Below are 17,645 nucleotides of genomic sequence, written 5' to 3'. Positions count from 1 at the left end.
CCAACCCCAGCGACAATTTTGAAGGAGAGGATATCATGCCGAAGGTTAAGGATATTATGACGAAAGGCTGCGAGTGGATTGCGCCGGATGCGCCGATCAAGCAGGCTGCGAAAATCATGAAGAACAAGGATATCGGCTTCCTGCCCGTGGGCGAGAATGACCGGATGATCGGGATGATCACCGACCGGGATATCGTCATCCGCGCCGTGGCCGCCGGGAAAGACCCCGCGAAGGCGCAGGTGCGGGACGTGATGACCGCAAAGACGTTCTATTGTTTCGACGATCAGGATGTCGAGGAGATTTGCAATAATCTGGGCGAAATCAAGGTTCGGCGTCTTCCCGTCGTCAACCGCGACAAGCGCCTTGTCGGTGTCATTTCGGTGGGCGATCTGGCGCAGGCGGCGAGCCGCGCCAATATCGGCCAGACGGAGCAGCAGATTACGGCCTGTGTTCTTGATCGGAAGAAGAAAAAGGCCGCTTAACGCACGGCTTTCCTAGGGACGTGCAAAAAAGAGGCGTCCGGCAAGAATCTTGCCGGATGCTTTTTTTATTGCCTGCGTTATATTCGGAGTGATCCAACGAACAGACAGTTTAACAGACAGGGGTTTTTATGAGAGCGGCAGGGTTTTTTCTCGCGGTTTTGGTTCTTTCCGGGTGTACGACGACGGAGGGCGGGCAGGAGGGCGGCTCGTTCGGTCAAAAAATGCAAAACTCGCTGAATAATTTCGGCAAGGGGATCGAGACCAGCGTCAACGCGAATATCACAGGCGAGGATATTGTGCGCGGGCGAATCCTGATCCGCAGTCCGATTTACGGGTATTTCACCTGCTTCAAGGATATCGAGAACGGTTATGTCAGCCGTTACCCGATCGACAATCCGGCGCAGGCGGAGGGGACGCCCGGCATGATTGTGACCCGCGACGGCTATGTGGGGAACGGCGTGTGCGCCGAATGGGAGAAGAAAGGTCTTCTGGTCATGAATACATCCCAGGGTCAGGCGCGGCAGGATCAGGCGGCTTATGGCGATGATTGCGGGGGGATCTTTGACGGGCTGAAGCCGGGGGACCGGGCTATGGCCTGCGATGCCCATAAGACCAATCAGGTTCTCGGGGATGTCTATTTCCCCAAACAGCAGAGCAACGCCGCGCAGGTACAACAGATCAACGCCAATGCCTCGGCGGGGTTTGCCGATATTCAGGCGCAGGTTGAAAGAGACAAGCAGGCCGCGCAGGCGCAGCTTAAAGCGGCGCAGTAGTGTCCACTCAATCCTTGTTTTTTGGCCTGCAAACGATGCTTTTTTGCGCTTCCGCTTCTCAAATACTTTAAGTATTCTGCGATGCGGTTCTCAAAAAGCATCATTTTCGGCGCAAAAACCTGCGATTGAGCGTACACACTTCCTTATATTGTTCTGGCTTATATTGTTCTGGTTTTTCGGGGGGTTTTCCCTTATAAAAACGCCATGTGCGCTCGTAGCTCAGTGGATAGAGCGTTGCCCTCCGGAGGCAAAGGTCGCAGGTTCGAATCCTGCCGAGCGCGCCAGTTATTATAATACAAATTTTATTTCTCCAAAAAACTTTGTGTGGGGAAGCAGTGGTGATTGAAGAAGCTTTGTTGGAAAAGTTGCTGATTGCCAATCCTGATTTCGAGGCTATCGAGAAATCCCTTGACGTATTCTGTCCATTTGAGGCTGTGGGAATGGTACGGCAAGAGGTTCGGCATGGACATTTCCTTGCATACTGCCTTGATCCTTATAGGCCGCATGGATTTGGCTCTGAGTGCCTACGTGCGTTGATGCGTGCAGTCGCTCGTGTGCAGGGGGGCGTAGCCGAAGGCGGCATCACACCTCTTGATGTCCACCTCATGGATTTTGAGAAAGCGCAGATACGCCGGGAATGGCATCGCATAGATTTGCTTGCAATCGTTAACGAGATAAAGCTTATCGTGGCTATTGAACTGAAGATCGACTCCGGGGAGCATAGCGGTCAGTTGCGACGCTACCGCGAAGTTGTTAAGGAGCAATGGCCTGAAGCAAATGGTTGGAGGCATCTTTTTATCTTCCTCACCAAGGATGGCGACGATGCCAGCGATGAAGACGGGATAGGCTGGATCACTCTTAATTTGGATGCGGTGGCGCAGGAACTGGACGGCGTTGTTCAGAAGCAGATGGGTGCTTCTGATGCGCGTCTTCTGCTCTCTGCTTATTTGGCAATGTTACGGAGGCATCATTTGAAAGACGAAAATTTGGAAGAACTGGCGGAAAAACTTTGGAGCCAGCATAGTGAAGCGCTTAAATTTCTGATGAAACATCAGCCAGACGATGTTGGTGGTCTGTTTGGACAGCTTTATAAAGAACGAGAGAAAATTGCCGCAAAGATGGCGGAGGCATCAGATTTGCGGGTTGTTTGCGACATTAGCTCGGCTACACTTATGTCCTTCGCTGTCGAGGAATGGGACAGCCTACCTGACTTTCAAAGCGTCGAGGATTGGAGAAGCAATAGGCTTATGCTCCTTGAATTTGAACTCGACCGCAAGAGGGCGCGTCTAAGAATGCGCTTTGTACTCGGGCCGGGAAGACAGGATGTTCGGCAGCTTTACTATAATACACTGATTGAAGGCGGTGTGCCGTTGAGCAAAAGGAAAAAGATCACGGAGAAATATACGCGACTCGAGAGCAAAAGTTTCCCGATTGACGGTGATGAGGGTCAGGACGACTCACAGGAGGCTTTTGAAAAGGTCGTTAAGCAGATTGAGAAATACGCCAAGGAGACCATCCCTGTCTTTGACAAGGCACTTTCGGCCTTGAAGAAGTAACGACACCCCATCCCCGGATCCTTGCTACGTCAGCTTTTATCCTATAGCCTCATATCATATTTCCATTTTATCGGGGGCCGTGGTCATGAGCTTTTTCGTTCGCCGCAGTTTGCTTTGTTTTGCCGTCACGTTGGTATTTGCGCCGGGCGTTGTGAGGGCGGAGGATCTTCCGGTGGAAAGCGCGATTAAATCCGCCGTGGTTTACAGCGACCGGGCGACCGTTACACGCGCGGCGAAAATCGAAATTCCGGCGGGGGCGCATAACCTTGTCTTCAAGGGTCTTCCCATAGGGCTTTTCACCAACTCCCTGCGGGTCAGCGGAAATTCCGAGGCGAACGTCGTTTTCGGCGCTCTTACGCATAAGCGTGATACGTCCGAGGAATTCACGGTTCCGCGTGTGCAGGAACTCAGCGACCTTCTGTTGCAGGAAAAGGCCGCGATCAAAGCCTATGAGGCCGAAAAGGCGGCGCTGACGGAGGCCAACGAATTTCTTAAAACATGGGCGCGGCAGGTCTTTTTCGGGCAGGGGCAAAACCCCGATGCGATGGCGCTTAATTATAATACCTGGGTCACCGCTTCGGACGGGCTGTCTGCCAAGATTCTGGACAATCTCAAGGCCGGACTGGCCGTAGAAGCAAAAATACTGGATTCAAACAATAAAATCGCCAAGATCAATGCGGATTTACGCCAAGTTCGCGGCGGGAACAAGCAAAGCCATACGGTCACCGTTCCTTTCGAAGCCGATCAAAAGACGATGCTGAACGTCGTTCTCAGCTATCAAGTTTCGAATGTCGGCTGGGCGCCGATTTATGATGCACGGCTCGATATGACATCGAAAAAACTGGACTTCATTCATTACGGGTCGGTCTGGCAGAATAGCGGCGAAGACTGGCAGGATATCGCTCTGACGCTGTCCACGGCGCAGCCGGGACAGGGTGCGGCGCTGCCGGAAACAACCTCCGTGTGGTTATCTGTTTATAAGCCTCCCGCCCCCGGCGCGGGGGAGGCCTCCCCATCATACATTGAGGCTGTCGAAGACGCAGAGGAAGCTGCCTTTGAGAAAGCTGTCCGGGAGGGCAACAGTACCATGCCCGTCCCAGTGGAGACCCCTACGGACCGTTTGCAGTTGCCGGAAGAAGGTGGCGGTGGTGAAGACCCTCTACACCGATGGAGACGCCTGCAGGAGGAGCGTGTTTTGAGGGATGTGACGCCCGCTCCGGTGGTTTCACAGATCAATACCGGCGGTTTTGTCGGTGAATATAAGGTGACCGGTCCGGCCACCGTCAAATCAGACGGGACGCAGGCCAAGCTTTCCATCGGGGAAGTGAGCGCCGAGCCGGATCTTTTCGTCCAGATCAAGCCGCAAATCACCACCGAGGCTTATATCGTGGCTAAAATCAAGCTAAAGGGCGAGACGCCGATCCTGCCGGGGCCGGTGAATCTTTTCCGAGACGGCGCGTTCATCGGCCAAAGCTACATACACGACCTGATCCGGCCCGGTGAGGAAGGTAAAGTGTTTTTCGGGGTTGATGACGGCGTGACGGTCAAAAGGAATATGCTCAAGGACCAGACGGCAGAAACAGGACTGATCGCCAAGTCCAGCGTGACGGAGAAGGATTTCTCGACGGTTATCAAGAACCTTAATAAATATCCGGTTCGATACGAAGTGGTGGAGGTCATTCCTTCGTCGAAGGACGAACGGGTCGTCGTGGACATCCTGAACGATAAGACCACAGCGGGTTACGAGAAGGATATCGATCAAGTGCAGGGGGCGACGCGCTGGTCCGGCACCCTGGAGCCGCAGCAGGAGACGACCGTCAATTTCGGCTGGGCCGTGAGCTGGCCGAAGGAAGAGTCGTTGATCTGGCAGGAGCGTTAATTTTAAAAGCCGATGACCTTATTTTATTTCTTTTTCGCCGGTTGGCTGTTGGGTTTTGTCGGTGTGGGGCTTGGTTTATCCTTCAGCGACATCAGGCCGCCGAAAATATGGAGGTGGCCGGGGGTCAACACATAGGCCGAATCTTCGCTCATGACCGGGGGGACTGTGGCGCCCGGTTCTAATGTGCTGCGGGCTATTTCCTTGCCGTCGTGTGCCCTGCGTAACGAGAAAACCCCATCATGGGACACTGCGGCAATTATCGGGTTGCTCAAGGGGAAAAAAAGGCTTGGACCGCTGCGCGTTTCCTTGCCGACCTCGGCTCTCCAGAGTTCCTTTCCGTCGTAAATGTTGAGCGCGATCAAGAAGCCGCTCCGCGTTGTGAATACCACTAGCTTTTCCCTGGAGGAATAGAGCAGGGAGGGCAGGGTATCCGGCGGGACTTCGGCTCTCCATCTCATCTTGCCGTTGTGTATCATCATCTGAATCCATGCTTTTTGGGGATCGGCGTCTTCGGTGGGTCTGTGTTGCATCGTCAATATCAGCAGTGCATCGGTTTTCTCGTCGATGGCGATCAGGTCCATTGGTTCGCCCTCAAGGAAAGTATGCCAGTATTCACGGCTGTTGTAGGTTACAAGGGCTCTTAGCGCCGTTTTTCCCGGAAGGTCGGACCTGTTTGAAAGAATGAATGCCTTTTTATTAAAAAACACCGTCTCAGAGACCAGCGGTCCTAATTCGGTTTTCCAATGCTTCTCGCCGGAGGCGTAATGAAGAGCAAGGGCGGCGCCTGTTGTGGTGCCGATGAGCAGCAACCCGATACTTTTATTCGCAGAGGGGTTAGTTTTGGCTCCGCCCAGAAGAGAGACCATCCATAGAACTTTTCCTGTTTGGGCCTCGATGCAATAGAAGTTTGACGAACCTGAGCGGTTCTCCTTTTCTCCCGCGAACAGCTTGCCGTCTACTGCGCTGAGGCCCAAAACCGATAGAGGGTTTTTTATTGGCAGCGTCCAGACCGGTTCGCCGCTGGTGCGCGACAGGGCGCGCACGACCGAATCTTCGGTTCCAAAAATCAGCAGATCCTTCCAGAGGACGGGCGGTGCGGAAGCCGCTGAGGGCAGGCTTATTTTTTTTATCTCTGTAAATTTCTTCTGTCCCTGCAAGGATAATGATTGAGAGGGTGTCCCGTATTCTCTGGGCAAAGGGAAGTCCAATCTAGGAATTGTCAAGATGCCTTCTTCTTGCAGAGGGTCCTTGAAACTGTTTATAGCGATGCCCAAGCTAAACAGAAAGCAAGCCACAGACATAACAAGCATCCTTGCTCGAGTTGGAATCTGCAGATAATGGGCGGTCAGGCCAAAAAATCCTAAAATGAATCCAAAAAGGATGAGCAGAGACAACAAAATGAAGGAGGCATTCATTCGTCCATCATAACCGTTTTATGTAGCGAATTCTCTCTTAAATGTTCAGTGATACGGTAACGGTATCGAAGCTTAATGTCAGATTTTTGTATGGGTTATTTTTTTTTCTTCGGACTCGGAGAGCTGATCGGTTTTACAGTTGCCTCGTTTGTGTAAAGCATCCTCAGCGCGTCTTCTCTTGAGGGCTCTGGGAGTTTCAGAAGCTCCGACAAAAGCGTGTATCTTAAAAAGCAGAATCGCCGGGGACTATATTTGTTTTTACCCAATAGTTTCTTATAATGGGCGTTCTCAGATACAGACGACACTGCCGCCTTTTTTGCCAAACGCAGCAAGTTTTCGGCTTCGCCGAGTTTGGATTTGTATGTTTCGGGTTTGGTTTGCGCCGAAAACAAAACATCGTTTACGGCCTGAAAAAAGCCGATCTGCCAAGGCGTGTCCTTGTGAAAATACAGATTCAAAATCTGATTGTAGTCGATTCCTACAAACTCTCTGGCATCTGCGAAAACAAGGCAAAATTTTGTATCCGCACCCGATGGGCTCGAGTAAAAGCCTTTCAGCACACCCATACTTTCCCGGGCGAATTTTTCGAGTGCTTGTCCAGAGGCTTTGGGCAGAGCTGTGGGCAGCTCCGTGTTCATAACAGGTATAATTTTATATTTCAGGTCTGTTTCCGCTTTTAAAAGTCCATCACTAAAGAAGGATGCAATAAAGCTATCCTGAAGCTGCTTTTGTAGCGCGGGATTACGCATATATAATTGGGTTGCCGCCTGATAGTAGACGCTGTCCTCGGCCGGGTTAAAATGGAAGTGCGAAACAAACTCATCAAATTCTTTTTTATCCCCGTTAGCGTTTTCCCACATTTCCAGTGTGAGAGCGCCCTTAAAAGCGTTTAAATTTTCTAAGCTTATATTTTCCGGTGTGGCGCTGGATCCCAGTTCCTTGGGAAATCGCGTTTCCGCCAGTTTTTTAAAGAAATCGTATATCAGGTTGTTAATGGTTTTAGCTTTCGTCAGGTAGAGGTATCCTGTTTTTTTTGCTGTTTCAACGAATTCGCTCTCGTAGTGTTTTAGAACCATATCCCGAAAAACCGGGGCCATGTCGGTAGCTGAGGAGACTTTTTGGGGAATTTGATTGTATTCGTGTTTTAAGAAGTCTGCCAGTTCGTCAAATTTTTGTGCCCAGACCTGACGCTTTTCCATTTCGTTCATAATCAGTTTTAACGACAGGGCATTAATTTTTTCCGGGGTGAATTGATCAATTTGCTGGTGCACTGCTCTGAGCTTTGATGTTTCGCTCTCAATGGATTTCCATATTTCTTGTGTGCTCGTGAGAACCTCCTGGCGGATTACCTTGATTTTTTCCAGATTGGGGTTTGGACCGCTTGACCCAAAGAAGGCGTGAGCTGCCGTAGCAAAGAAGGCTATAGCCAGAAATAAAAAATTCAGGAGTTTGGTTTTCATGACAGTGTATTCCTCAATTTTTCCTTTGTTGTCTTCTATTATCGCAGTTCTCATTTTTTTGAGAAAATTTTTTCTAGGCGCTTACCGGGATAGAAAATTTTTTTAAGGCATCCTTTTGGGTGCTGCCCATTTTCTTCTCATCAAACCCTTCGATCAACTCGTTAAAAACGCGGTACCAGTTGATTTCCGCCTTCAGGTGGAGGAAGACGGAGCCGAGGCCCAGAGCGGCGCGGTCCATGAAGACGAATTCGCGAGGCACCTTCACGCCGCCGACTTCGCGGAGTTTTTTATGGACGATTTCCGCCGTTTCGCGGCCATAGACGCCGTTTGAGACTTCGCCGATGGGCCTGATTTTATCCTCCATCACCGGACCGTAGAGGAAATTGGCCCAAATGTTCAGGGTTTCGATCTGGTCCTTGGTCAGGCCGGTGAAGCCCCAAGTCTCGTAGGCATGGACGGCGAGGTCGTTGTCGTTTGTCATCAAGGCTTTATAGAGGTTGATGACGCCGCCGACGAATTTGGTCGGGAAGACGCGGATGCAGCCGAAATCCAGCAGGTTGATCGCGAGGTCTTTGCGGACGGTGTAATTGCCCAGATGCGGGTCGCCGTGGATGACGCCGTAATTATAGAGCGGGACATACCAGGCGCGGAACATATTGAGGGCGATGGCGTTGCGGGTTTTTGTGCTTGCGTCCTTGAAGTTCAGGATTTTTTCACCCTCCAGCCAGGTGCTGGTCAGGAGGCGGGCGGTTGAGAGTTCCTCCACGACTTCGGGGACGTGGACGTTTTTCTCATCGCGGAGCATATGACCATAAAGGCGGCAGTGGCGGGCTTCGAGGTGGTAGTCCAGTTCCTCCCGCAAGCGGTCGGAGAGTTCCTGATGGATGTGGGTTGTCTGGATGGCTTTATCATAGCGCTCGTATATGGAAAATATTATCCTGAGCTGGTTCAAGTCGGCGTCGATCGCCGATTGCATATCGGGGTATTGCAGCTTGCAGGCGAGCAGGCGGCTATCATGTGCGACGGCCTTGTGGACCTGCCCCAGACTGGCCGCGGCGGCGGCTTCCTTTTCGAAGGATTTGAATTTTTTTTCCCAGTCCGGGCCCAGTTCGGCCTTCATACGGCGGCGGACGAACAGCCAGCCCATCGGCGGGGCGTTGGACTGGAGCTGCTGGAAGGTCTGGGCGTATTCCGGAGGCAGGGCTTCGGGGATGGTGGCCAAAATCTGGCCTACCTTCATGAGCGGACCCTTGAGATTGCCCAGAGATTCCACCAGTTTCTGGGCGTGTTCTTCGCGCTCAATTTTGATTCCCAGGTATTTTTCGCCGGCCAGACGGGCCGCGAGACCCGCCATCGTGCCGGAAACGCGCCCGTAGCGCGCCAGACGACCGCCGAGCGTGTTCTTTTCCAGATTGTCGCCCTGTTTGCCCATGGCCCTAAAATTGGGGTTTCCGCCGGAAAAGTCGAGTCCTTTTTTCTTGCTAAAATCGTGCTATGCTTAATTTTTTGATTAACTGTTGTCAGGGATTTTATCCTACTAGACAGGCTTTATTAAATTATGTTGAAATCAAGGTTGTGCATATGAACGGTACAGGTGCTTTGTGCTATGAAAAAAAAACGTCCCGGAAGGTTTTATCTGTATTTCTTTGCGCTTTTGCCATGTTTTTTATTCATATCTTCCCCAGCCTATTCCGATAGCTGGTTGGAGTTTTTTTTTCCATCATTGAAGGAAAAAAGACCTGATCCCTCTGAGACTCTGCAAGCGCCTTTTGCCGACGGCGATCAGGTTATTACTGCTCCTAGCGTAGAAGGCGTTCTTGGCGAGAATTCCACCCCACTTCATATCCGGCACCGTCCCAGCGCTGATATTGCTGATTGGGTTGAGGATACTTTACCTGATCTTATGTCGTATAGCAGTGCAAAGTACAAAGAAGAATATAAGTTTAAGGTTCTTAACTTAAGCAAGACCGCAAAGGCGGATTATCTAAAATTTCTTCAGGATGCTAATTTTCTAAAAACCCTTGATACGGGACAGTATGATATCAAAGCTTTTGCGGAGGAGATTCCTATTATCCTTAACGAGGGAGACGTCGAAGGGCGTTATCGTTGGCTGTACAAAGTCAGAATGATGGTTACTTATGTCACGAAGGGGGCTAAGGATTACAAAATTGTTCAGGATAGCGATGCGATTACGCAAAGTATGTTTGTGACTGTTCAGGTGGGGCGGGTTAAAACCAAAGATCTTCCCAAGTATCCCGAAGGGGTAACTAATGAACACAGTGTTTTGATCGAGTCCTTTAATGTAAAGATTATTGAAAATAAGAAAAAATAAAGGTTTTGGTTTTTCTTGTTGAAATCTTTTTTAAGTCACTCGCTATTTTTCTTAAACAGTCCTTAGAATTCTGTTCCTTTTAGCTTGTATTTATCAGGAGTGTTGTTATGGCCGAAAGCGCAAAAAATATCGCCGTTGACGAGGATTTCGAGGAAGAGGAGTCCGCAACCGCGCACGTCACCAAGAAGAAAGTCGCGAACAAGAATGATGTGTCGCAGGGCGATGTCGCCGGGATCGGAGCGCAGAGGTTGCAATCCTTTATCGACCGTCTGGAGCGGCTGGAGGCGGAAAAGGCCGCTTTGGCCGAGGATATCAAGGAGATCTATGCCGAGGCGAAAGGTGTGGGGTTCGATGTGAAGACGATTCGCAAGATTATCTCCCTTCGCAAGGTCGATGAGCAAAAGCGCCGGGAATCGGATGAATTGCTGGAGCTTTATAAGTCCGCGATCGGGATGGTTTAGGAGTTTTTATCCCTTATTCAGAAACCCGCTCAAGCAGCGGGTTTTTTGTTTTAACGCTTCGATTTTGGAGATTTCTCAGGGGCGTCTCTTCCGGTACAATTATGTCATGACCGAGCAAGAGGCGCGAGAGCTTGTGCTGCGTGTGTTCGCGGAACACCGCGATGTTCCCGACCAGTGGTTCGAGGAGGAGCGGTTTCTCGACTTCCTGACTGATGGCGGGCGCAGCCTTGAGCGTCTGCGGAACAGTTTTTCGGGCTTGCGGAAGGTGAACCGTTTTTATGATTCGCTGCAACTTGAGGCCGGGGTTTGTTTTGCGGCTGGTGCGGAGGAAAAGAATTGGAGCGTCCGCAAGCTGGCCCAACACCTCGTTGAAAAAAAACAAAATCCGGCGGCGCAGAAGACTCTGGTCCGCAAGCGCTATGAGCGGGCGCGGCGGGATCTGTGGTTTGCCCCGTTCGGGTTTGCGCTGTTTCCCGTGGGGCCGCTGGTCGTTGTGCTTTCGATGTTTCTGGGGCCGTTCGGGCTGGCTTGGGCCGCGCTGATGTTCGGGGCGGCTGCTTTGGCGGGTGTATTTGAGCTTTGCCGGCGGCGGGCTGGGTTTTATCGCAGGCTTAAAGAGAACATTGAAGCGTAAGGCTTCTACGCCCCTTTTCTTTTAGTCTTCTTTTACTCGGCCAGCTTCGCGTGCGTCCCATCGCAGAAGGGTTTTTTGCCGGAGTGTTTGCACTGGCAGAGCCAGGCCTTGCCGGTTTTTTCGGCGGCGAATTTGAGAGGCTCGAAGCTGGTTCCCGTATGTGAGCCGTCGCAGAAGGGCTGTTTCTTTGATTTTCCGCACATACAGAACCAGTAGTTCTTGCCTTCCTGTAGCTCCAGTACGGCGGGTTCGCGGGCGGCGATGACGGGTTTTTCGGACATTCGGTTCTTCCTTTTTTCTAAGAGTTTAGAGGTTTTTGCGTTTGGCGATCAGGCTGTCCACCACCGAGGGGTCGGCGAGGGTGGAGGTGTCGCCCAGATTGGCGTAATCGTCGGCGGCGATCTTGCGGAGGATGCGGCGCATGATCTTGCCGGAGCGGGTCTTGGGCAGGCCGTCGGTCAGCAGGATAATGTCCGGTGAGGCGATGGGGCCGATGACGCGGCGGACGGTTGCGTTGATTTCGGCTTTAATTTCCTCTCCGGCTTGTGTTCCCTCCACGAGGATGACGTAGGCGAATATGCCCTGGCCCTTGATGTCGTGGGGGTAGCCGACCACGGCGCTTTCCGCGACCTTTGGGTGTTCGTTGATGGCGCTTTCGATTTCGGCCGTGCCCATGCGGTGGCCGGAGACGTTCAGGACGTCATCGATGCGGCCGGTGATCCAGTAATCGCCGTCCTTATCCCGCCGTGCGCCGTCGCCCGTGAAGTACATTCCGGGGTATGTGGAAAAGTAGGTTTCCTCGAAGCGCTTATAATCGCCGAAGACGGTCCGCATCTGACCGGGCCATGAATCGGCGATGCAGAGGGCGCCTTCGGCCTCTCCGTCCAGAGTTTTCCCCTGAGCATCCACAAGTACAGGCACAATCCCGAAGAAGGGTTTGGTTGCTGAGCTGGGCTTGAGATTGAAGCTGACGAGAGGAGTCAGTAGGTGGCCGCCGGTTTCGGTCTGCCACCATGTGTCGATGATCGGGCAACGTTTGTCGCCCACGACGTTGTAATACCAGAGCCAGGCCTCGTGGTTGATCGGTTCGCCGACCGTGCCGAGGACGCGCAGGGATTTGCGGCTTGTTTTCTTTACAGGATCATCGCCGTGATAGAGCAGGGCGCGAATCGCCGTGGGGGCGGTGTAGAAGATATTCACCTTGTGCTTATCCACGACCTGCCAGAGGCGGGAATTGTCCGGGTAGTTGGGGACGCCCTCGAAGACCAGCGTGGTTGCGCCGTTGGCCAAGGGGCCATAGACGATGTAGGAGTGGCCCGTAACCCAGCCGACATCGGCGGTACACCAGTAAATCTCGCCGGGGTGGACATCAAAAACCATTTCATGGGTCATGGCGGTGAATACGAGATAGCCGCCTGTGGTGTGGAGAACGCCCTTGGGCTTTCCGGTCGAGCCGGAGGTGTAGAGGATGAAGAGGGGATCCTCGGCGTTCATTTCCTCGCAGGGGCAATCGGGTTTTTGTTTGTCCACGAGGTCATGCCACCAGACATCGCGCTTTTCCTCCCAACCGATCTTTCCGCCCGTCAGTCTGTAGGTCAAAACGGTGTGTACGTGCGGCAGGGATTTGAGGGCTGCATCGACATTGGCCTTGAGCGGGATGGTCTTGTTGCCGCGTCTTCCCTCGTCGGCGGTGATGACGATATCGGATTTGCAATCCTCGATCCGGCCCTTGAGCGATTCGGGCGAGAAGCCGCCGAAGACCACGGAATGGATCGCACCGATGCGGGCGCAGGCGAGCATGGCGTACACGGCCTGGGGGATCATGGGCATATAGATCGTGACGCGGTCGCCCTTTTTCACGCCGCGGGCTTTGAGGGCGTTCGCCAGTCTGCAGACTTCGTCCTTGAGTTCTGAGTAGGTGATTTTTTTGTCTTCCGCCGGGTCGTTACCCTCCCAGATGATGGCGTTCTGGTTGGCTTTCGCGGGCAGGTGGCGGTCCACGCAGTTGTAGCAGGCGTTGAGTATCCCATCCTCATACCATTTGATGGAGACAGGGGGATTAAAGCTGGTGTTCTTGATTATTGTCGGTGCTTTGAACCAGTCCAGACGCTGCGCCATTTCGCCCCAGAAGCTGTCGGGATCGGCGAGGGAGCGTTTATACATTTCCTGATATTTTTCGGGCGAGATCAGCGCGTTTTTAAGCGTTTCCGCAGAAGGTTTGAAGATTTCATGAGACATTTTTTTAGCCTTTTCCTACCGTCTATACGCCGCCCAGTGTGCAGATGGTTTTCCATTCCTCCGGCGTTACCGGGGAGACGGAAAGGCGAGACTGTTTGATGATCGGCATATTCTGCAGTTTCGGGTGCGTTTTGATCTGGGCCAGAGTCACCGGGTGGGGAAGCGGCTTGACGGCCTTGACATCGACCATGCCAAAACGCCCCGTTTCATCGGTGGGGTCGGGGTAGTAGAGTTTGACGATCTCAATAATGCCGACGATCCGCTTTTCTTCGGTGGAGTGATAGAAGAAGGCGAGATCGCCCAGTTGCATGGCTTTCATATTATTTGCGGCCTGATGATTGCGGATGCCGTTCCAGCATTCGGTCTTTTTCCTGACCTGCTGCTCCCAGCTCCAGGTGGAGGGTTCCGATTTCATCAGCCAGTAGGCCATAAGTTTTCCCTGTTGTTTATTCGTTTCCGAAGGGACGATTCAACATGTCTTTGAGGGCATCGTCAAGCTTGCGGCCCTCGTTCAGGCATTGATTGACGGATTTTGTAACGGGCATTTCTCTATTGTGGCGGGCGGCGAGGCTCAGGGCGGCCTGTGCGGTGTGTACGCCTTCGGTGACAGCGTGCGATTTTTTCTGGATGTCTTCGAGATTTTTTCCCTGTCCGAGGGCTACGCCCAGAGAGAAGTTGCGCGATTGAGTCGAGGAGCAGGTGAGCATTAAATCGCCCATGCCGGAGAGGCCGAGAAAGGTTTCGGTGCGGGCGCCCATCGCCGTGCCGAGGCGGACGATCTCCGCCATGCCGCGTGTGACGAGGCTGGCGCGGGTGCTTTCGCCGAAGCCCAGACCTTGCGCGATGCCGCAGGCTATGGCGATGACGTTTTTAAGGGCTCCCGCGATCTGTACGCCTGTCAGGTCATCCGTGATGTAGGGGCGGAAGTAGGGGGAGCCGATCGTGGATTGAATTTTTTTGGCCAAAATATTGTCCAAACAAGCCAGGGTCGTTGCCGCGGGCTGTCCTGCGGCGATTTCGCGGGCAAAATTCGGGCCGCTGAGGATGCAGAGAGGATTTTGGGGAAGGATTTCGTGGGCGACTTCGCTCATCATCAGGCCGGTTTTCAGTTCGATGCCTTTTGAGGATAAAACCAGCGCCGTGTTTTTTTGTACATACGGCTTCAGGTTCTGCAGAATTTCCCTGAGGGATTGCGCGGGCGGGACGAGGAGAAGAATTTCTGCGTCTGAGGCGGCTTCTTTGAGGTCTGCGGTGGCGCGGATGTTTTGATGCAGCGGGATTCCGGGCAGGTTTTCGGTGTTTTCTCGTTTGTCGTTGATGATGGCGGCGAGTTCGGCGCGACGCGCCCAGAGGGTTACGTTTTGGCCCTTGGCCGCGATCACTTGTGCGAGGGCCGTGCCCCAGGCGCCGGAACCGATGATGCCGATCTGTTTCATGATTCTACAATGGCGGGGCGGGGCTTGAGGGTCAAGGGGTTGCGGGGGTTTATGCCTTTACGCCCGCTCCGATCTTCGGTTCGGCGGCGGGGTCGAGGGGCCAGCGCGGGCGGGCCTTGAAATCGAGCGGGTCGGTCAGGCCTTTTTGCAGGCGCTCTATCCCCGCCCAGGCGATCATGGCGGCGTTGTCGGTGCAGAGTTCGAGCGGCGCGGCGGAAAGGCGCATTCCGTGTTCCGCGCAGAGATTTTCGAGAGTCGAGCGGATGGTGCGGTTGGCGGAGACTCCTCCGGCGACCACAAGAACGGGATCGCTGGTTTTCTGGCCGTACGTGTCCTTAAATCGTTGCATGGCGTGGCGGCAACGGCTGGCCAGAGTCTCGCTTATGGCGGTTTGCAGAGAGAAGCAGAGGTCTGAGAGGTCTTGTTCCGAGAAAGGCGCGGACGAAAGGGAATCGACGTGTACTCTGACCGCCGATTTCAGGCCGGAAAAAGAGAAGTCGCAGCTTTTATGATGTTGCATGGGGCGCGGCAGGGGGAAGCGCCGCAGGGCTTTTTCGCCGTTCGTGCATTTTGCGGCGTATTCTTCGACCCTTGGGCCGCCGGGCCAAGGCAGGCCGAGGAGCTTTGCGGATTTATCGAAACATTCGCCCGCCGCGTCATCGAGGGTCGTTCCCCAACGGCGGTACAGCCCGACATCCTCGGCCACCAGAATTTGCGTGTGGCCACCGGAGACGAGAAGTATCAAATATGGAAATTCAATGTTGTCTGTCAGGCGGGGGGTGAGGGCGTGGCCTTCGAGATGGTTGATGGCGAGGAAAGGGATTTTCAGGGCGGAGGCCATCGCTTTAGCGGTCATCATGCCGACAAGTACACCCCCGATCAGGCCGGGTCCGCAGGTGGCGGCGACGGCGTCCAGATCGTTCACTTCAATTTTTGCCTCCTGCAGGGCTATGCGGACGATGCGGTCGAGGTGTTCGAGATGCGTACGGGCGGCGATTTCGGGGACGACGCCGCCATAGAGGGCGTGTTCTTCGAGTTGACGCAGCACTATATTCGAGAGTATCTCTCTTTTATCTGTTACGATGGCTGCGGCGGTTTCGTCACAGCTGGTTTCGATGCCCAGTACGATCATAAGACACAGAAGTAGAGCGCGTTCACATGACTGTCAAATCCCAAACCAAAGTCACTGTCCGTATTGGCACGCGGGGGTCGCCGCTGGCGCTGCTACAGGCGCAGATGTTCGAACTCCGTCTGCACGGGGTTTTGCAGGGCATTAAAACCCAGATCGTGCCGATCAAAACCTCCGGCGACTGGCACCCGCAGCAGGGAGAGGTCCGGCTGCCCGAGGGGCAGGGCGGCAAGGCCTTGTTTGCCAAGGAGCTTCAGGATGCACTTTTGCGCGGGCAGATTGACATTGCGGTTCATTCGATGAAGGATCTGGATACCCAGCTTCCGCCTGAGCTGACGATTCCCTGTATGTTGCCGCGGGAGGATGCGCGGGATGCGTTTTTGTCCAATGTTGCTCAAAATATCGACGCCCTGCCTGCGGGTTCGACGGTCGGTACGGCCAGCGTGCGGCGTCAGGCGTTTTTGCTGGCGCGGCGACCCGACCTTAAAGTGGTTCCCCTACGCGGGAATGTCGAGACGCGGATCGAGAAGATGAATTCCAAAACGGTGGATGCGACCTTCCTTGCCGTTGCTGGTTTGAACCGTCTGGGCAAGGCGAGTCTGATCAAAACCCACATCCCGATTCACGAGATGGTGCCCTCTGCCGGGCAGGGGGCGATCGGGGTCGAGTGCCGGAGAAAGGACGCCAGTCTTGTGTCCGTTCTTGGCCAAATAAATCACGATAATACATATGCTTGTGTGGCGTGTGAGCGCGCAGTCCTGACCACTCTGGGCGCGTCGTGCAACACCCCTGTCGGCGTCCATGCCGAGCTGCAGGGACTGAAATTGCGTATCCGTGCCCAGATCGCCGCACCCAACGGGCAGGGGATGTTCCGCGAGGTCGAGACCGGGCACCTGAACAGCTACAATGATTTGATTACTATCGGCCACGCTTTTGGGAAAAAGCTCAGAGAAAAGGCTCCAGCGGGTGTATTTAGCTGATTTTGTCCAATTTATATCGGTCTGCCCCCCATGCTCCCCAAATACTTCCCCCGTCTTCTCATCACCCGGCCACACGATCAGGGGCAGGATTTTATTACGGCTTTGGCGGACGCCTTGGGCGATGCTTTCCATGCGGATCAATTCACGCTGCTGCCGCTTATGGATATAGCTCCCGTTCCCTTTCGTCTGGCCTCGCCCAAGGGGTTCGACGGGGTGATTATGACCAGCACCAACGGCCTGCGCCATTTCGCCGGGAAGGTTCGTGAATTGAGTCATGGCAATGATCGGGCGCAGGGATATTTGTCCCTACCGCTTTATGTGGTCGGAGAGGGTACGGCGCAAAAGGCAAGGGAGGCGGGATTTGAGAATGTCCGTATTGCTGCGGAAAGCGCCGATGCGCTCAAAAACTATCTGCTCGGGCTTGTGGCTTCCGTTTCCCCGGAGAAGGGGAAGAAGCTGCGCCTGCTTTTTGTCCGCGGTGACACCGTTCATGCCGATTTTGACACAATCCTGCCCAACGATCTATTCGATGTTATCGGTGTCATAGTTTATACCGCTCAACCGTCACTTCTGCCGGAAGGGTTCCTCAGGGCGTTGCTTTTACAGAAGGACTTTGATGCGGTGGCTTTTTTCTCCGCACGTACGGCCCGGCTTTTTTTTGAACAGGCCCAAAAAGACCATCTACTTTTGAATTTGAAAAAGCCCGAGGCTTTGTGTATCAGTAATAATGTTCTCGAAACCGTACGCTCCTTCTGGGGGCGCAGCCTGTACGTGGCGGATTCTCCCAATCAGGAGGGTATGGTCGAACTGGTTGTGCGGCGCCTTAAGGCTTTGGAACAGACCGGACAGGCTATCCGTTGATATTGCTTC

Annotated in this window: 17 protein-coding genes and 1 tRNA gene; 10 read left to right on the top strand and 8 right to left on the bottom strand. The window is 53.5% G+C overall.

Translation table 11 applies throughout. The features are described from left to right. Positions 1-56: 56 nt before the first annotated feature. From IPN28_13260 to IPN28_13240, 5 genes are all read left to right on the top strand, one after another. Positions 57-482: a CBS domain-containing protein gene (locus IPN28_13260; protein ID QQS58639.1), complete on the top strand. Its 426-nt coding sequence runs from the start codon at positions 57-59 to the stop codon at positions 480-482. A 128-nt stretch (positions 483-610) separates the two neighbouring features. Continuing rightward, positions 611-1,255, top strand: a complete 645-nt coding sequence (locus IPN28_13255) for a hypothetical protein (protein QQS57187.1) — start codon at positions 611-613, stop codon at positions 1,253-1,255. 208 nt (positions 1,256-1,463) lie between these two features. Further along, positions 1,464-1,539, top strand: a tRNA-Arg gene (locus IPN28_13250). A 54-nt stretch (positions 1,540-1,593) separates the two neighbouring features. Then, a complete protein-coding gene (locus IPN28_13245) occupies positions 1,594-2,811 on the top strand; it encodes a PD-(D/E)XK nuclease family protein (GenBank protein QQS57186.1) in 1,218 nt (405 codons plus the stop codon). An 85-nt stretch (positions 2,812-2,896) separates the two neighbouring features. Then, positions 2,897-4,690: a mucoidy inhibitor MuiA family protein gene (locus tag IPN28_13240; protein ID QQS57185.1), complete on the top strand. Its 1,794-nt coding sequence runs from the start codon at positions 2,897-2,899 to the stop codon at positions 4,688-4,690. Between the two features lie 23 nt (positions 4,691-4,713). Here the strand turns inward: IPN28_13240 and IPN28_13235 are convergent, their stop codons facing one another. The 3 genes from IPN28_13235 to IPN28_13225 all read right to left on the bottom strand — a co-directional run bounded on the left by IPN28_13235 (position 4,714) and on the right by IPN28_13225 (position 8,997). Beyond that, complete coding sequence (locus IPN28_13235; GenBank protein QQS57184.1) at positions 4,714-5,913, bottom strand: PQQ-binding-like beta-propeller repeat protein; 1,200 nt, start codon at positions 5,911-5,913, stop codon at positions 4,714-4,716. A gap of 287 nt (positions 5,914-6,200) precedes the next feature. Next, complete coding sequence (locus IPN28_13230; GenBank protein QQS57183.1) at positions 6,201-7,565, bottom strand: hypothetical protein; 1,365 nt, start codon at positions 7,563-7,565, stop codon at positions 6,201-6,203. Between the two features lie 73 nt (positions 7,566-7,638). Then, positions 7,639-8,997 carry an AarF/ABC1/UbiB kinase family protein gene (locus tag IPN28_13225; GenBank protein ID QQS57182.1) on the bottom strand — a complete coding sequence of 453 codons (1,359 nt, stop codon included), beginning with the start codon at positions 8,995-8,997 and terminating at the stop codon, positions 7,639-7,641. Positions 8,998-9,171: 174 nt separating this feature from the next. Here IPN28_13225 and IPN28_13220 point away from each other — a divergent pair, with 174 nt between their 5' ends. The 3 genes from IPN28_13220 (at position 9,172) to IPN28_13210 (ending at position 10,992) form a co-directional block, all read left to right on the top strand. Beyond that, positions 9,172-9,897: a DotI/IcmL/TraM family protein gene (locus IPN28_13220; protein QQS57181.1), complete on the top strand. Its 726-nt coding sequence runs from the start codon at positions 9,172-9,174 to the stop codon at positions 9,895-9,897. A 107-nt stretch (positions 9,898-10,004) separates the two neighbouring features. Further along, on the top strand, positions 10,005-10,358 hold the full coding sequence (locus IPN28_13215) for a DUF2312 domain-containing protein (protein ID QQS57180.1): 354 nt from the start codon (positions 10,005-10,007) through the stop codon (positions 10,356-10,358). Positions 10,359-10,464: 106 nt separating this feature from the next. Next, positions 10,465-10,992, top strand: a complete 528-nt coding sequence (locus tag IPN28_13210; protein ID QQS57179.1) for a hypothetical protein — start codon at positions 10,465-10,467, stop codon at positions 10,990-10,992. Positions 10,993-11,024: 32 nt separating this feature from the next. Here the strand turns inward: IPN28_13210 and IPN28_13205 are convergent, their stop codons facing one another. From IPN28_13205 to tsaD, 5 genes are read right to left on the bottom strand one after another with little or no spacing between them, the layout of a single operon-like run. Then, complete coding sequence (locus IPN28_13205; GenBank protein QQS57178.1) at positions 11,025-11,273, bottom strand: CDGSH iron-sulfur domain-containing protein; 249 nt, start codon at positions 11,271-11,273, stop codon at positions 11,025-11,027. 25 nt (positions 11,274-11,298) lie between these two features. Then, positions 11,299-13,230, bottom strand: a complete 1,932-nt coding sequence (gene acs / locus IPN28_13200) for an acetate--CoA ligase (GenBank protein ID QQS57177.1) — start codon at positions 13,228-13,230, stop codon at positions 11,299-11,301. A gap of 22 nt (positions 13,231-13,252) precedes the next feature. Next, positions 13,253-13,660: an EVE domain-containing protein gene (locus tag IPN28_13195; protein QQS57176.1), complete on the bottom strand. Its 408-nt coding sequence runs from the start codon at positions 13,658-13,660 to the stop codon at positions 13,253-13,255. A 16-nt stretch (positions 13,661-13,676) separates the two neighbouring features. Beyond that, positions 13,677-14,666: an NAD(P)-dependent glycerol-3-phosphate dehydrogenase gene (locus tag IPN28_13190; GenBank protein ID QQS57175.1), complete on the bottom strand. Its 990-nt coding sequence runs from the start codon at positions 14,664-14,666 to the stop codon at positions 13,677-13,679. Positions 14,667-14,715: 49 nt separating this feature from the next. Continuing rightward, a complete protein-coding gene (gene tsaD, locus IPN28_13185; GenBank protein ID QQS57174.1) occupies positions 14,716-15,798 on the bottom strand; it encodes a tRNA (adenosine(37)-N6)-threonylcarbamoyltransferase complex transferase subunit TsaD in 1,083 nt (360 codons plus the stop codon). 26 nt (positions 15,799-15,824) lie between these two features. On the opposite strand from tsaD, the gene hemC reads away from it, so the two are divergent. Both hemC and IPN28_13175 read left to right on the top strand, forming a co-directional pair. Continuing rightward, positions 15,825-16,775, top strand: a complete 951-nt coding sequence (hemC, locus tag IPN28_13180) for a hydroxymethylbilane synthase (GenBank protein ID QQS57173.1) — start codon at positions 15,825-15,827, stop codon at positions 16,773-16,775. A gap of 30 nt (positions 16,776-16,805) precedes the next feature. Continuing rightward, positions 16,806-17,636 (top strand): uroporphyrinogen-III synthase, encoded by an 831-nt coding sequence (locus IPN28_13175; GenBank protein ID QQS57172.1) that lies wholly within the window; start codon positions 16,806-16,808, stop codon positions 17,634-17,636. The last annotated feature ends 9 nt before the right edge of the window (positions 17,637-17,645 follow it).

Source organism: Alphaproteobacteria bacterium (assembly GCA_016699735.1).
Taxonomy (GTDB): Bacteria; Pseudomonadota; Alphaproteobacteria; order Micavibrionales; family Micavibrionaceae; genus JAGNKE01.
This window is presented reverse-complemented; position numbering and strand designations above follow the sequence as displayed.